Below are 15,106 nucleotides of genomic sequence, written 5' to 3' on the forward strand. Positions count from 1 at the left end.
CTTTCTGTTGGGGCGTGACCCATTCGAATCCGGCGGAGCCAAGGTGCCGACACAGAAGCGAACCCACCCCACCGGCGCCCCGGCGCCGCCCCGGCGCCGGATGTCGCCGGAGGACCGCAAGGAGGCGATCGTCTCGGCGGCGGTCGAGCTCTTTGCCGAGAGCGGGTTCGACGGCAGCACCCGCGATGTGGCGCGCGGCGCCGGGATCACCCAGCCGCTGCTCTATCGCTACTTTCCCAGCAAGGAGAGCCTGATCGAGGCGGTCTATGCCAGGGTCTTTCTCAAGAGCTGGGAGCCGGAGTGGGACGAGATCCTGCAGGATCGCGCCGTGCCGGTGCGCGACCGGTTTCAGCAATTCTACACCGCCTATACCGAGGCGATCTTTCAGCCGGTCTGGATGCGGCTCTGGCATTTCGCCTCGTTGCGCGATGCCGAGGTCTATGGCTGGTACCGCGAGGTGGTGCAGGAACAGATCCTCAAGCCGCTGGTGCGCGAACGCCGGATTGAGCTTGGCCGCAACTCCGGGTTCCAGGTCACCCCGGCCGAGCTTGAGGCGCCCTGGTTGCTGCATGGCGGGCTGTTGAACTATGGTCTGCGCCAGCAGGTGAGCGGCCCCGCCGCGCCGGGCGACCGGGCGGCGATGATCGACCAGGCGCTCGAGATGTACATGCTCTTCACCGCCAGCCAGGCGGCAGACGACACCAGCGAGGACCCCTCATGATCGATCTCTACACATGGACCACTCCGAACGGCCGCAAGGTCTCGATCCTGCTCGAAGAGCTGGGCGTGCCCTATACGCTCAAGCCGATCGACATCTCGAATGACGAGCAGTTCGCGCCAGAGTTCCTGAAGATCGCCCCCAACAACCGCATCCCCGCCATCGTCGATCACGAGACCGGCGTGCAGCTGATGGAAAGCGGCGCGATCATGCTCTACCTGGCGCAGAAGTACGACCGGTTCACCGTCGAGGGCGACGAATACTGGCGGATGATGGAGTGGCTGATGTGGCAGATGGGCGGCTTTGGCCCGATGCTGGGTCAGGCGCATCACTTCCTGAAGTACAACCCCGGCAAGGCGCCCTATGCCGAGGAGCGCTATGCCAAGGAGGCGCGGCGGCTCTACAAGGTGCTGAACACCCGGCTCGAGGGTCGCGATTACGTGGCGGGCGATGGTGCCGGGGTCTATACCGTGGCCGACATGGCGATCTGGCCCTGGGCGGCGCGGCATGATTATCACCAGATCGATCTGGCCGATTATCCCAATGTGCGGGCATGGTACCGCCGCATTCGCGAGCGCCCGGCGGTCGCGCGCGGCTATCACATGCCGAAAAAGGTGCAGGACATCCCCGAAGGGTGAGAACAGGCGGGGCGAGCGCCCCGCCGCCAGCGCCTCAGGCGGTAACGTCGACCACGACCCGGCCCTTGACCTGTCCCTTGAGGATATCACGCCCCAGTTGCGGAAGGTCCGACAGGGTCGCCGGCTGCACCATGGCCTCGAGCTTGTCCATCGGCAGGTCCCTGGCGATCCGGCCCCAGGCGCGGACCCGGTTGTCATAGGGCTGCATCACGCTGTCGATGCCCAGCAGGTTGACGCCGCGCAGGATGAAAGGCGTGATCAGCGCGCCCTCGATCGCCGCCCCACCGGCAAGGCCGATCGCCGCCACCGAAGACCCGTATTGCATCTGTTTCAGCACCCGGCCCAGCATCGCGCCGGCGACCGCATCGACGCAGCCGCCCCAGACCTCGGCCTCGAGCGGTTTGCGGGTCACCTCGGTCAGCTCGTCGCGGGCGACGATCTGCGTGGCGCCGAGGCCCTTGAGGTAGTCCGCCTGCTCTGGCCGGCCGGTGACGGCCGCCACCTCGTGGCCCAGCTTGGCGAGGATCGCGGTGGCGACGGACCCCACGCCGCCGGCCGCGCCGGTGACCAGCACCGGCCCGTCGGTGAGCCCCTGATCCTCGAGCGCCATCACCGCCAGCATCGCGGTCAGCCCGGCAGTGCCCACCGCCATCGCCTGACGGGTGTCGAGCCCCTTTGGCAGCGGCACCAGCATGTCGGCCTTGACGCGGGCCTTCTCGGCATAGCCGCCCCAGCGGTTCTCGCCGACGCGCCAGCCGGTCAGCACCACCTTGTCGCCGGGCTTGTAGCGGTCGTCATCAGAGCTTTCGACGGTGCCGGCGAAGTCGATCCCGGGCACATGCGGATACGTGCGCACCAGACCGCCGCCGGGTCCGATGCAGAGCCCGTCCTTGTAGTTGACGGTGGAATACTCCACCGCGACGGTCACATCACCCTCTGGCAGCTGGTCGTCGCTGACCTGGGTGACGCTGGCGGATGTCTTGCCCTCGTCGTTCTTTTCGACAAGCAAAGCGTTGAACATATCTGTTCTCCTTAATTCCAGAAGGTTTCGTGAACGATGGCCGGGCGCGGGCCGTCGGGCGTCTCCACCGTCAGCTCGGTCCCGTCCTCCCAATGGGTCATGCGCACCATGCCGATCGCGACATTGGTGTCGTAATCCGGTGACCAGGCGGCCGAGGACACCCGGCCCACCACCTTGTCGCCCGCCCTGAGCGGCCAGTAGCGGTCGCAGCCCGGCACCCTGTCGCCGCCGATCGAGAGCGCACGGATCTGCTTGACCGGCCCCTCCACCGCGACCCGCAGAAGCGCGTCGCGGCCGATGCAGCCGATGGCGGTCTGGGTGTTGCAGAACCGGCCGAGCCCGCATTCATGCGGCGTGTTGTCGTCGGTCATGTCATTGCCGTAGGACAAAAGCCCGCTCTCGATCCGCTCGATCAGGTTGGGGCAGCCGGCGTGTACGTCCAGCGACTGCCCGGCCTCCATCAACGCGTTCCACAGCGGCATGCCGATGTCGCCGCCCTCGACGTAGATCTCGAAACCGCCCTGCTTGGAATAGCCCGAGCGCGCAACCACCAGATCGCGGCCCTGAAACTCCAGCTGCCGGAAGCGGAAGAAGCGGATGCTGCGGACCTCGTCGCCAAAGACGGCCGCCATCAGATCCTCGGCCCGGGGCCCCTGCACCGCCAAGGGCGAGACGTCGGGCTCGTCGACCAGCACGTCGAGCCGGTAGCCATAGGCCAGCCCCTTGATCCAGTAGAGCAGGTCGCTGTCGGCAATCGACACCCACCAGCGGTCCTCGGCCAGCTTCACCGCCACCGGGTCGTTGAGCATGCCGCCGGTCTCGTCGACGATCGGCACGTAGCAGCATTGCCCCGGCAGCATCGGGCGCAGGTCACGCGGGGTGAGCCATTGCATCAGCTTGGCCGCATCCGGCCCGCGCAGCTCGACCTGGCGTTCGCAGGCCACGTCCCAGACCTGCACCGCCTCTTTCAGATGGCGGTAATCCTCTTCGATGCTGCGAAACACCGTGGGCAGCAGCATGTGGTTGTACACCGTGTAGGCCTTGACACCGGCGGCCTCGACTCCGTCGGAAAACGGCGTGCGGCGGGTCCGCCGCGAGGGGGAAATCAGCGCCATCAGCCAAGCTCCTTGATGCGGTCGCGCAGTCGGAATTTCTGGATCTTGCCGGTCGAGGTCTTGGGGATCGGCTCGAAGATCACCGATTTCGGCGTCTTGAACCCGGCCAGATGGTCGCGGCAGAAGGCGATGATCGCCGCCTCGTCGGCCTTTGCCCCGTCGCGCAGCTCGACAAAGGCGCAGGGCGCCTCGCCCCACTTCGGATGCGGCCGGGCCACCACCGCGGCGGTCTGCACCTCCGGATGGCGATAGAGCACCGCCTCGACCTCGACCGAAGAGACATTCTCGCCGCCCGAGATGATCACGTCCTTCAGCCGGTCGCGGATCTGGATGTAGCCGTCGTCGAACACCACCGCGCCATCGCCGGACCAGAACCAGCCGTCCTGCATCGCCGCGTCGGTGGCCTGCGGGTTCTTGTAGTAGCCCGTCATCACCGTGTTGCCGCGAATGGCGATCTCGCCCTGAGTCTCGCCATCCGCAGGCACCGGCCGGCCGGTCTTGCGGTCGATCACCGCGACCGCCTCGACCATCGGCAGCGCCACGCCCTGCCGTGCGCGGTGGCTGGCCTGGCTCTCGGCGTCGAGCCCGGACCAGGCGGGCTGCGGCAGGCATTGCGAGATATGGCCGTAGGTTTCGGTCTTGCCATAGACATGCATCACCTCCGCCCCCAGCGCCGCCATCCGCTCGAGGATCGCCGGCGGCGGTGGCGCGCCGGCGGTCATCACGTAGAGCGGCGGGTCGAACCGCGGCGCATCGGGGCATTCCGCCAGCATCTGCAGGATCACCGGCGCGGCGCCGAAATGGGTGACGCCCTGCGCCGTGATCGTGGCCAGCAGGTCCTGCGGCGCGTTGGAGGCGGGAAACACCATGGTGCCGCCCATCACCGCCAGCATCCAGGGGTGGCCCCAGCCGTTGCAGTGGAACATCGGCACCACCGACATATAGACCGGCCGTGCCGGCACCGCCCAGGCCGCGACCGTGCCCATTGCCATCAGATAGGCGCCGCGATGGTGATAGATCACCCCCTTGGGCCGGCCGGAGGTGCCCGAGGTGTAGTTCAGCGCCAGCGCCTGCCATTCGTCGGCCGGCAGCCCGTCGCCGGGCAACGGATCGGCGAGGAAGGCCTCGAAACTCGCCTCGGTCTGCACCGGCGTGCCGGGCAGGGGGACCTCAATGACCTCTGGCTTGTTCTCGGACAGCGCCAGCGCCGCCTTGACCAGCGCCAGCATGTCGGTCGTGGCGAGGATCAGCCGGCTGTCGGAGTGATCGAGGATATAGCCCACGGTCTCGGCCTCGAGCCGCGTGTTGAGCGCCGAGAGCACCGCGCCCGCCATCGGCACCGCGTAATGCGCCTCGAAGAGCTCGGGCACATTGGGCGCGATCACCGTCACCGTGTCGCCGCGCCCGATGCCGCGCGCCGCCAGCCCGCCGGCAAAGCGGCGCACCCGGGTCTCGACCTCGACCCAGGTGCGGCGGGTCTCGCCCTGCACCGTGGCCGGGCGGTCGCGATGGACCTGCGCCGCCCGGGTCAGGAACGACAGCGGCGTGAGCGGCACATGGTTGGCCGCCCGCGGGGGAAATGCCTCGAAATGCTCCTGCATCGCAGCCTCCCGCGGCTCAGCGTGGCCCGTGCCAGTCGATCTGGCAGATCTCGGCCGAGCGACCGTCGAAATCCCACACCCGGCCATGCGCCCGCACCCGCGACTTGGTGGCGGTGGCGACGGTGATGTCGGGGCCCATCCAGTAATCGGTGTTGGTGATCACCGTCTCCTTGCCCTGCGCATTGGTCACCGGCACGATCTCGCCCTGGATCTTCTTGCCGACCATCAGCCGGCGGGCCTTGCCCTCGGTCTCGAAGGTCACCGGCGCGCGTTCGGCGCCGAGAAATTCGCTGACCAGCATGCCGAACAGCCCGGTGGTGCCGCGCGCCGCACCGGAGAAGATGTTGACAAGGGCGTCATAGGCCGCCTCGCTGGCGGTCTCGTCGATATAGGCGGCGGCCTTCCAGTTGCCGCGGCCCATGTTGCCGGGAATGTCCATGATCAGCCCGACGTTGAGGCCCGACAGGCTCTCGTCGCCGTACGCGCCTTCGTCGATGCGGATACCAACCCAGGCCTGACAGTAGCCTTCGGTCGGCGGGTGCTTGCCGAGGCTGACCACGCAGGGGCAGAACACGGTGCAGTTGCAGTTCAGGATCAGCTCGCCCTTTATGGACCAGTCCGGGATCTTGGTGGCGTCGAGTGGCATCGTGTCCTCCCTTAGATGAGCGGTAAGGCCAGGCCGGCGGCAATCAGCGCCAAGCCCAGAGGTTTCGTCAGGTAGCGCGCGATGTCGGGCAGTTTTTCCAGTGTCATCAGCACCATGGCGAGGCCCATGAACAGCAGGTTCATGGTGCCGCCCACGAAGGCCAGCAGCATCAGCGCCCAGCAGCAGCCGACGCAATCGAGCCCCATGCGCAGCCCGTTGCGGACCGGGCCTTCCTCCCAGTGCTGGATGAAGAAGGTGAGCGGTGCGCGGCAGCGCGACAGGCAGGCATCCTTGATCGCGGTGAACTGCCAGGCACCGGCGCCGACCAGCAGTGCGGCGGTCAGCGGCACTGACAGGCTCTGGCCCAGCGCGCCCACCAGCCCGGCCCGGTAGAGGGCCACCTGCGCCCCGGCGGCGAGCAGCGAAAAGCCAAGCCAGGCGGTAAGATAGCCGCCGACGAGCTGGCCGAACCCGGTGGCGGTGACATGGCCCAGATCGTCATAGGTGCGAAAGGCGGGAAGGGCGGTGGGGGCCATCATCGCCGCCGACATCAGCGCCCACATGGCAAGGGCCGGCGCAAACCCCGAGGCGCCCAGCACCCCGCCGCAAAGCGCCTCGATCAGCCCGGTGCCATAGGTGGTCTCGAGCGCGCGCAGCTCTTCGGGCACCGCCATGGCAAAGAGCGCGAGCCAGGCCAGCAGCAGCACCGCAAAGAAGCCCAGCCAGTGAAAACGGCCGACCGAAATGCCACGCAGTGCCAGCATGCCTCTCCCCCTTGCTTGCCTTCGGCCCCCTGTCCGAGGTAAAATGCCTTACAATTAAATGTAAGACAAATGAAAAAAACTGAACGAAATCAGCGGGCCGATCTTCCGGCTCAGATTGCCAAGGCGCTGCGCGACGCGATTCTCTCGGGCGAGCTGACCGCCGACGACAGGCTGCCCTCCGAGCAGGACCTGGCCGAAACCTTCGCGGTGTCGCGGCCCACCGTGCGCGAGGCGCTCAAGCGTCTGGCGGCGCAATCGCTGATCCGGACCGAGCGCGGCGCCTTTGGCGGCGCCTTCGTGCGGCGGCTGTCCTATGACGAGGCGCAGGCCCAGCACGCCAGCACCTCGACGCTACTGCTGTCGATCAACGAGGTCGATTTCGCCGTCGCCTGCGAGGCGCGCTACGCGTTGGAGACCTCGGTCACCACGCTGGCCTGCGCCCGTCGCAGCACCGAGGATCTGCAGGCAATGCGGGCCGAGATCGCGCGGCAGGGGCAGGCGGGCCTGTCGGACGAGGATTTCTGTGCCTCCGACGTCGCCTTGCACCGGCGGCTGGTGGATGCGGCCGGCAACCCGATCCTGTCCTACCAGCTGGCCGGCGCGGTCGAGGCGATGCAGCCGCTGATGAACATGATTACCTTCTCCGCCCGCTCGCGCAGCGAGATCGTCAATCTGCACAGCCGCCTGACCGATGCCATCGAGGCCCGCGATCCCGCCGCCGCCAATGCGGCGCTCACCGGTCTCGAAGCCTATACGCTGGAGCTGGGGCAGGGGGTGATCGCCAGACGCCAACGGCCCCGCACCGGGTGAGATCCCTGGCCCGACGGTCCCGGACCTGCCTACGGCTTCGCGCCTCGGCCAACGCACTTTATCATCGCAGGACACCCTCTGCGAACCGCGCTTTGATTGATGCGCGGCGAGGCGGCGCGCGCCACGGGGCAGAAATCTATTGATATTATGTTTGATTGCGATATGAATATCGGTAAAAGAGGAGAATACCGATGTTATCGCAAGACCAACGCGCCGAAGCCGCCCGCACCCTGCTGGCCGCCGAACACAGCCGCGTTCAGGCCGAGCGCCTGTCGCAGACCTACCCGGGGATCGGCATCGAGGACGCCTATGCCATCAGCCGCGAGGTCGCAGAGACCCGCGCGCGGACCGGTGACCGGCTGATCGGCCACAAGGTCGGGCTGACCTCCAAGGCGATGCAGGCGGCATCGAAGATCGACGAGCCGGATTACGGCCATGTCTTTGCCAGCATGCTGATCGAGGATGGCGCGACGGTGGCGCATGCGGATTTCTGCGTGCCGCGGGTCGAGCCCGAGCTGACCTTCATCCTGAAGTCGCCGCTGACCGGGCCGGGGCTGACGCTGGAGGACGTGATCGCCGCCACCGACTGGGTGGTGCCTTCGATCGAGATCATCGACGCCCGCGTCACCGAGCCGCGCCGCATCTTCGACACAGTGGCCGACAATGGCGCCGCCGCGGGCCTGGTGCTGGGCACCGAGCGGTTCCGCCCCGAGGAGATTGACTGGCGCTGGGCCGGCGCGCTGTTCCGCCGCAACGGCGAGATCGAGGAGACCGGCATCGCCGCCGGCGTGATGGACCATCCCGCCAATGCGGTCGCCTGGCTGGGCAACAAGCTGAGCATCTACGGCGGCGCGCTCGAGGCCGGGCACATGGTGCTGTCCGGCTCCTTCACCCGCCCGGTCTGGGCCGATCCCGGGGACCGTCTGGAGGCCGATTTCGGTCCGCTGGGCCGTGTGTCGGTTACCTTTTCTTAAGACCTCAGGAGCAGACTATGCCAGCACAAGACCCGAAGTACCTGATTGGCGACAGCTGGGGCACCGCCTCTGACCTGCCGCCGATGGCCGTCGTCAACCCGGCAACAGAGGAGACCCTTTACGAGGTGCCGTGCTGCGGCCCCGACCACGTGGCCGAGGCGCTGCGCCATGCCGAGGCCGGATTTGCCGAATGGTCTGCCATTCCGGGCTGGCAGCGGGCGAAATACCTGCGCCGGATCGCCGAGGAGATCGTCAAGCGCCGAGACGATTTCGGCCGCGCCATCGCCAGCGAGATGGGGCGGGTGCACGCGATGGCGGTGGGCGAGGCGGATTCGGCCGCCGAGCAATTCGTCTGGATGGCGGGCGAGGCCGAGCGGCTCTTTGGCCAGACCATCACCTCGCGTTTCGGCGGCCATCTCAGCATCACGCCGGAGCCGGTGGGGATTGTTGCCGCCTTCAGCCCATGGAACTTTCCCCTCGGGCTGCCGGCGCGCAAACTGGCCCCGGCGCTGGCAGCCGGCTGTGTGGTGATCCTGCGGCCCTCTGAGCAGACGCCGCTGGTGGGCACCATCCTTGGCGAGTGCTGCCAGGCGGCGGGTCTGCCCATCGGGGTGGTGCAGGTGCTGCACGGCGCGCCGGAAGGCGTCTCGCCGGCACTGATGGAGGCCGAGGCGGTCCGCAAGGTCTCCTTCACCGGCTCCACGCGGGTCGGGCGGCTGTTGATGGCGCAATCGGCGCAGACCGTGAAGCGGGTGTCGATGGAACTGGGCGGTCATGCGCCGCTGATCATCTGCCCCGACGCCGATGTGCCGGCGGCAGCCCGGCTGGCGGCGAAGTTCAAGTTCATGAACACCGGCCAGATCTGCGGCTCGCCCAGCCGGTTCTTCCTGCATGCCGACGTGGCCGGCGCGTTCACCGATGTCTTCATGGCCGAGGCCGAGGCGATCCGAATGGGCGACCCGATGCTGCCAGAGACCACCATGGGCCCGATGGCGAGCCCGGCGCAGCTCGACAAGCTCGAGCGGCTGGTGGCCGACGCGGTCGACAAGGGGGCCACCCTGCGGCTCGGCGGCAGCCGGGCGCGCGACCAGAACAAGGGCTTCTTCTTTGCGCCGACGGTGCTCGAGAACGTCAGTGACGATGCCGAGATCATGTCAGAGGAGCCCTTCGGCCCGGTCGCCTCGCTGACCACCTATTCCGACCTTGGCGATGCCATCTCGCGGGCCAACAGCACGCAGTACGGTCTCGCCGCCTATGCCTTCACCCGGTCGGAGGTGACGGCGCGGCGGCTGTCGCGCGAATTGCAGTCGGGCATGGTGGGGATCAACAACTTCCTGCTGTCGCATTACGAGGCGCCGTTCAGCGGGGTGAAACACTCCGGCGTCGGCATCGAAGGCGGGCAGATGGCGATCAACGAGTACCTGACCTTCAAGACCACCCATGCGGAATTCGAGGTGCCCGCCGCCTGAACCGACCCCGCACCGGCCCTGCGCCGGTGCCTCCACGGTCAGGGGATACCGCAGCGCTGCGGTATCCCCTGTTGCGTTCAGCCCTTGAGCGGCAGCCAGACCGCCATGGTGTTGTCGTCGCGGTTGTTCCAGGCGAAATAGGGGATCAGCGTCACTGGCAGGGTGCCTGCGTCATTTGCCACCAATGGTGCATAGAGCGCCGGCGACGACCAGCCCGCCCGCCGCGCCATCGCGGTTCGCAAGAGCGTTATTCCGGCGAAAAGACCCTCGCCCGCGACAGTTTTGAACGTCGCATCGGCGGGCAGGGCGACCTCGTTGATCGTGACGCCTTCGGGCAGGTCGGCGCCCTCGAGACAATAAACCACCGGCCCGGCCATCACCGCGACCTGGTTGCGGACCTCCTCGACCTCGGGCCGCGCGGCGAGAATGCGGGGGCGGAGGTCGAGCGTCAGGTCGATCTGGTCGCCGGTGGTCCAGCGCCGCGTGAGCGCGAGGTAGCGCGGGCCTTCACCGGTCGCGTCCACCTGTTCACCATTGACGCGCACCGACGTGACCGCGCTCCAGCCCGGAATGCGCAGGTGCAGCGTCACCTCGCTGTCAGGCGCATCCTCGACGCAGAGCCGGACGTCGCCGGACCAGGGGAACTCCGAGACCTGCCGCAAGGCGATCCGCCCCGCCCCCAGCCCGGTGTCGAGCGTGTTCGACCCGTAGAGATGCACCCAGACCGCATTCCCGGCCGTCGAATAGGCCCAGCGGTGCAGCCCGGCAATGGTCCGCGTCACCTGCGGCGGGCAGCAGTAGCAGGTCCAGCGGGTCCAGCGGCGGGGTGAATCGTTGTTGCCGATGAACTGGGTCGCGCCGTTGAAGCGCAGCGGGTTGGAATAGGTGAAATGCGTGCCCGAGAGCGACAAGCCAGACAGGCCGGTGTTGTACATCACCTGCTCGATCACATCCGCATAGCGCGCCTCGCCGGTCAATTGCAGCATCCGCCAGCTCCACATCGCGTTGGCGATGTTGGCGCAGGTCTCATTGTAAGCGGTGTCGGAGGGCAGTTGATAGGGCCGCCCGTAGGCCTCGGCGATCTGCTCATAGCGCGGGTGGCTGCGCTCTGACGTGCCCTTGTGCAACGCGCCGATGCCGCCGGTGATGTACATCTTGCGGAAGGTGGAATCCTCCCAGATGCGGGTGATCGCCGCCATCAGCGGCGCCTCGTCGGTCTCCATCACGATATCCGCCGCGCCGGCCCAGAGGTAAGGCCCGGTGACCGCGTGGCCCACGGCTTCGGTCTCGTCGAGCAATGGCACGCGCGCCTGGCTCTGGTCGCCGTTGTTGCCGGGCCGGTCGGGATGGGCGCCGCGGTTCTCGACGAAGAGGCGCGCCAGCGCGAGATAGCGGGCCTCGCCGGTCTCTCGGTAGAGCTCGACCAGACCCATGATCTGCGAGGGATTGAAGCCGAAGCGGGCGAGGTCGGGGTCGCGAGGGGTGAAGGTGTCGTGCAGGTTGTCGGCGGCGCGGATTGCGATGTCGAGCAGTTGGCGGGTGCCGGTGACCTGATGGTGCAGGCAGGCGGTCGTGAAGAGATGGCCGAGGTTGTACATCTCGTGATGCTCGATGTCGGTCCAGCGGCCAAGATCGGTCAGGGTGATCTGGGTGTTGAGATAGCCGTCGTCTTCCTGCGCGGCGGCGATGGTCTCGATGTAGGCGTCGAGGCGTCGGGTCAACCCGGCGTCAGGCGACACGTCGGTCAGCAGCAGGATCGATTCCAGCGCCTTGTAGCAGTCACCGTCGCTCCAGTAACGGCCGCGAAAGGTACCGCCGCCGGCGGCCACCGCGCGGAAATTGCCGAACCAGGCGGCATTCTCGGGGTCTTCCATGGCGTCGAGCACGCTGATGATCGACTCGGTTCGGACCAAGTCCTGCTTCTCGGCCCAGAAGCCGCCGGTCCAGCGGACCGCGGTGTCGGCGGGGCGGCGCAATCGCGCGTGGCGGCTGATCGGGGTGGGGGATCCGTCCATGTGTCTGGTCTCCAATAAGTTTTTTCGGTTTCGGGGTCGGACCGGAACCGGCCGTTATGGCGGGCCGGGGCCGAAAGGCTTGCATTTTCATCCGGCTTGACGGACGATGCATAAACATAATATGTTTGATTTTATCGACAAAATGCAATAGCAACGACAAAGTAAAATCGGAGGAGGACAAGATGACGAATTTGAAGCAGAGCGTGGCCGCCGCGTGTCTGGGCCTGCCAGTGGCCCTTGGCGCGCTGACCCTGACCGCCGCGCCGGCATCGGCCGCAGGCGTGGTGCACCTGTTCCACCGCTCGGCAGCCGAGCCGATGCGGGTGCCGCGGATGGCGATGTGGAACCACTGTGCCGAGACCCTCGATATCGAGATCATCGAGAATTTCTCGCCGCCCAAGCAGTACGAGGTGCAACTGCCTGTGCAACTGTCGAGCTCGACCCCGCCCGACATCTACGCCTATTGGGCCGGCGGCCGGTCGCAGTTTCAGGCCGCCACCGGCAAGATCCGCGCGATGAACGACATCTGGGCGGAGATCAAGGACAACTACCCCGCCGGCGTCCAGGCCACCAGCACCGAGCCCGACGGCAATGTCTACACCATCCCCACGACCTTTCAGCCCAACGTCTTTTGGTACAACAAGCGCGTCTTTGCCGAGCATGGCCTCACGCCGCCGACAACCTGGGAGGACTTCCTCGACGTTGCGGCCAAGCTGAAGGAGGCCGGCGTCACGCCCTTCCTGCTGGGGTCGAAGTCCGGTTGGGAGCCGCTGTTGTGGTTCGACTACTTCGTGCTGCGGGTGGCCGGGTCCGACTTCCGCAACGGTCTGATGGCGGGCACCGAGAGCTATCTCGATCCGCGTGTGGTCGAAGCGATGGAGCTCTGGAAAGGCCTGCTGGAGGCTGGCTATTTCAATGACCGCACCTCGTCATTGGGTTGGCAGGAGATGGCCACCAAGTTCGTCACCGGCGAGGGCGCGATGGAGCTCATGGGCACATGGACCGTCGGCAACTTCATCCAGGCCGGGCTTGAGCCGGGCACCGATTTCGACGTCTTCGACTTCCCGCCGATCACCGAGGGCATCGAGCTGGCCGTCGAGGGCGCGGTCGAGGGCTGGGCCGCCAGCGGCGCGGGCGAGAACACCGACAACGCCATCGCGATGCTGAAATGCGTCTCCGAACGGGAGCCGCAGGAGCTGTTCGCCCGGCAGGCGCAGCGGATGGCGGCCAACAAGGATGTGCCGGTCGACATCTACGAGCCGGCCGCCTTTCAGGCCACCATCGAGCGGTTCCAGGACATGCTTGACGCGCCGTTCCACCAGAACCTCGAGCTTGCCACCCATCCCGGTGTGACCGAGGTGGCGAAACGAGAGCTGCCGCGCTTCCTCGCCTATCCGGACCAGTACATGAAGGTGCTGGAACTGCTGGAAGATCGCCGCAACGACGTCTTCGGCGAGAGCTGAGGCATCGCGGCCGGGCGGGCCTCCCTCCGTCTGGCCGCCCTAGAGGAGGACACTGCCATGAACGCCCGGCTCACGCCCTGGCTTTTCCTGATGCCCGCGATCTTGATCTACGGCATCTTCGGCGCCTATCCGATTTTCCAGACCTTCGCCATCAGCCTGACCAACCAGGTCGGGGTGGCGGAGCCGGGGACATTCATAGGCCTGCAGAACTACGTCACGCTGATTGAGGACGAATACTTCCTGAATTCCCTGAAAAACACCGGCATCTGGGTCATCGCCTTCCTGATCGTGCCCAATTCGCTGGCCATCACCATCGCGCTGCTGGTCAAGCAGACCTTCTGGGGCGCGGGGCTGATCAAGACGGTGTTCTTTCTGCCTCTGGCGCTGTCCTTTGCCATCGTCGGCGTGGTCTGGGGCTGGATCTACGAGCCTGACGTCGGGCTGCTGGACCAGTTGCTGATCGGGCTGGGGCTTGACGGGCTGATCGTCGAATGGCTGGGACCGGAGGCGGCGACCTATTCGGTGATCGCGGCCGCCGCCTGGCGACAGACGGCCTTTGCCACGGTGGTGTTTCTCGCCGGTCTGTCGGCGATCCCGCAAGAGCTGATCGAGGCCGCCAAGGTCGACGGCGGCACGCGTCGGCAGATCTTCTTCCGCATCACCCTGCCGCTTTTGAAACCGGCCAGCACCATCGCCGTCTCCTCGGCGCTGATCCACGCGCTGCTGGCGACCGAGATCGTGCTGACCATGACCGAAGGCGGGCCGTTCGGCACCTCCGAAGTGGTGGGCTATCGGATGTATATGGAGACCTTCTGGAACTACAAGTTCGGCTATGGTGCCGCGATTGGCGTGATCGTCACGCTGATGACCGCCACCATGGTGGTGCCCTATGTGCGCCGCATGGCCAAGGCCCAAGAACGAGACTGGAGCTGAGGCGATGACCGATATGACCACGCAAATCCAATCCCTGCCGCAGGATGGCCTCAACCGCGGCAGCCTGCGCGAACGGCTCGAAGAGCCCTTCATGAGGGGCGGCCAGATCGGGCTGCTGCTGCTCTTGGCGCTGGTGTTCTTCCTGCCGGTGCTGGGCACGCTGCTGACCGCGGTGCGCACCATCCCCGACATTACCCAGAACGGCGCCTGGGCGCTTCCGTCGAGCTACGAATGGGGCAACCTGAGCCACGCCTTTGTCGAGATGCTGCCCTATCTGCGCGCCTCGGTGATCATCACGCTGCCTTCGGTGGCGGGCACGCTCATGGTGTCGATGATGGCGGGCTATGCGCTGAGCCGGATGCGCTTTCAGGGGCGGATCTGGATGTTCCTGGTGATCGTTTCGCTCAGCTTCGTGCCGATCCACACCCAGCTGATCCCGGTGTTCCGGCTGATGTCGGACCTGGGCCTGCACGACACGTTTCTGGCGCAGATCATCGTTCACATCATGCGCCAAATCCCCTTTGCGGTGCTGATCATGACCAACTTCTTCAACACCGTCCCGGGCGAATTGCGCGAAGCCGGCCGGATCGACGGGGCCAGCGAATGGACGATCTTCCGGCGCATCTATGTCCCGGTGGCGCGGCCGGCGCTCTCGGCGCTGATCGTGCTGGAATTCACCTGGATCTGGAACGACCTGCTCTGGGGTCTCGTGCTGACCCAAGGCTCCGGCAAGAAACCCGTCACCGTCGGCATCCTGTCCTTCGAGGGCGAATACGAGATCGCCTGGAACATGGTGGCTTCCGGCGCGGTGGTCGCTGCCATCCCGACGCTGGTGGTCTTCCTCGCCTTCCAGAAACACTTCATCCGCGGGATGACGATGGGGTCGGTCAAGGGCTGAGGCCCGCCCCCCCGTCACGTTGGACAATCCCGACAAGGAGA

General features: G+C 66.6%; 14 protein-coding genes. 8 read left to right on the forward strand and 6 right to left on the reverse strand.

The window, feature by feature from the left end; all coding sequences use genetic code 11:
- The first annotated feature begins 43 nt into the window (after positions 1-43).
- Complete coding sequence (locus VOI27_RS08170; protein ID WP_323764827.1) at positions 44-721, forward strand: TetR/AcrR family transcriptional regulator; 678 nt, start codon at positions 44-46, stop codon at positions 719-721.
- Positions 718-1,356, forward strand: a complete 639-nt coding sequence (locus VOI27_RS08175; protein WP_323764828.1) for a glutathione S-transferase family protein — start codon at positions 718-720, stop codon at positions 1,354-1,356. Before VOI27_RS08170 ends, VOI27_RS08175 begins: the two co-directional genes overlap by 4 nt.
- 34 nt (positions 1,357-1,390) lie before the next feature.
- Here VOI27_RS08175 and VOI27_RS08180 read toward each other — a convergent pair whose 3' ends face one another.
- From VOI27_RS08180 to VOI27_RS08200, 5 genes are read right to left on the reverse strand one after another with little or no spacing between them, the layout of a single operon-like run.
- The gene (locus VOI27_RS08180; protein ID WP_323764829.1) at positions 1,391-2,377 is read right to left on the reverse strand and encodes an MDR family oxidoreductase; all 987 of its coding nucleotides are present in this window, start codon (positions 2,375-2,377) and stop codon (positions 1,391-1,393) included.
- A gap of 11 nt (positions 2,378-2,388) precedes the next feature.
- On the reverse strand, positions 2,389-3,492 hold the full coding sequence (locus tag VOI27_RS08185; RefSeq protein ID WP_323764830.1) for a dimethylsulfoniopropionate demethylase: 1,104 nt from the start codon (positions 3,490-3,492) through the stop codon (positions 2,389-2,391).
- The gene (locus VOI27_RS08190; protein WP_323764831.1) at positions 3,492-5,093 is read right to left on the reverse strand and encodes an AMP-binding protein; all 1,602 of its coding nucleotides are present in this window, start codon (positions 5,091-5,093) and stop codon (positions 3,492-3,494) included. Before VOI27_RS08190 ends, VOI27_RS08185 begins: the two co-directional genes overlap by 1 nt.
- 16 nt (positions 5,094-5,109) lie before the next feature.
- A complete protein-coding gene (locus tag VOI27_RS08195; protein WP_323764832.1) occupies positions 5,110-5,739 on the reverse strand; it encodes a DUF1326 domain-containing protein in 630 nt (209 codons plus the stop codon).
- Between the two features lie 11 nt (positions 5,740-5,750).
- On the reverse strand, positions 5,751-6,503 hold the full coding sequence (locus tag VOI27_RS08200; protein WP_323764833.1) for a DUF2182 domain-containing protein: 753 nt from the start codon (positions 6,501-6,503) through the stop codon (positions 5,751-5,753).
- A 69-nt stretch (positions 6,504-6,572) separates the two neighbouring features.
- On the opposite strand from VOI27_RS08200, the gene VOI27_RS08205 reads away from it, so the two are divergent.
- The 3 genes from VOI27_RS08205 (at position 6,573) to VOI27_RS08215 (ending at position 9,756) form a co-directional block, all read left to right on the forward strand.
- Complete coding sequence (locus VOI27_RS08205; RefSeq protein ID WP_323764834.1) at positions 6,573-7,313, forward strand: FadR/GntR family transcriptional regulator; 741 nt, start codon at positions 6,573-6,575, stop codon at positions 7,311-7,313.
- A gap of 191 nt (positions 7,314-7,504) precedes the next feature.
- Positions 7,505-8,287, forward strand: coding sequence for a fumarylacetoacetate hydrolase family protein (locus tag VOI27_RS08210; RefSeq protein WP_323764836.1), 783 nt, complete (start codon positions 7,505-7,507; stop codon positions 8,285-8,287).
- A gap of 17 nt (positions 8,288-8,304) precedes the next feature.
- On the forward strand, positions 8,305-9,756 hold the full coding sequence (locus tag VOI27_RS08215) for an NAD-dependent succinate-semialdehyde dehydrogenase (protein WP_323764837.1): 1,452 nt from the start codon (positions 8,305-8,307) through the stop codon (positions 9,754-9,756).
- Positions 9,757-9,833: 77 nt separating this feature from the next.
- On the opposite strand, the gene VOI27_RS08220 is transcribed toward VOI27_RS08215, so the two are convergent.
- Positions 9,834-11,771 carry a glycoside hydrolase family 127 protein gene (locus VOI27_RS08220; protein WP_323764838.1) on the reverse strand — a complete coding sequence of 646 codons (1,938 nt, stop codon included), beginning with the start codon at positions 11,769-11,771 and terminating at the stop codon, positions 9,834-9,836.
- 182 nt (positions 11,772-11,953) lie between these two features.
- Between VOI27_RS08220 and VOI27_RS08225 the strand changes: the two genes are divergently transcribed.
- The 3 genes from VOI27_RS08225 to VOI27_RS08235 are packed head-to-tail and all read left to right on the forward strand — an operon-like array spanning position 11,954 to position 15,065.
- Entirely contained in the window at positions 11,954-13,234 is a 1,281-nt protein-coding gene (locus VOI27_RS08225) for an ABC transporter substrate-binding protein (protein ID WP_323764839.1), read from the forward strand.
- Positions 13,235-13,291: 57 nt separating this feature from the next.
- Positions 13,292-14,167, forward strand: a complete 876-nt coding sequence (locus VOI27_RS08230; protein WP_323764840.1) for a sugar ABC transporter permease — start codon at positions 13,292-13,294, stop codon at positions 14,165-14,167.
- A gap of 4 nt (positions 14,168-14,171) precedes the next feature.
- A complete protein-coding gene (locus tag VOI27_RS08235) occupies positions 14,172-15,065 on the forward strand; it encodes a carbohydrate ABC transporter permease (RefSeq protein WP_323764841.1) in 894 nt (297 codons plus the stop codon).
- The last annotated feature ends 41 nt before the right edge of the window (positions 15,066-15,106 follow it).

The sequence above is a fragment of the Marinovum sp. genome, from assembly GCF_034669705.1.
In the GTDB taxonomy this organism is placed as follows: Bacteria; Pseudomonadota; Alphaproteobacteria; order Rhodobacterales; family Rhodobacteraceae; genus Marinovum.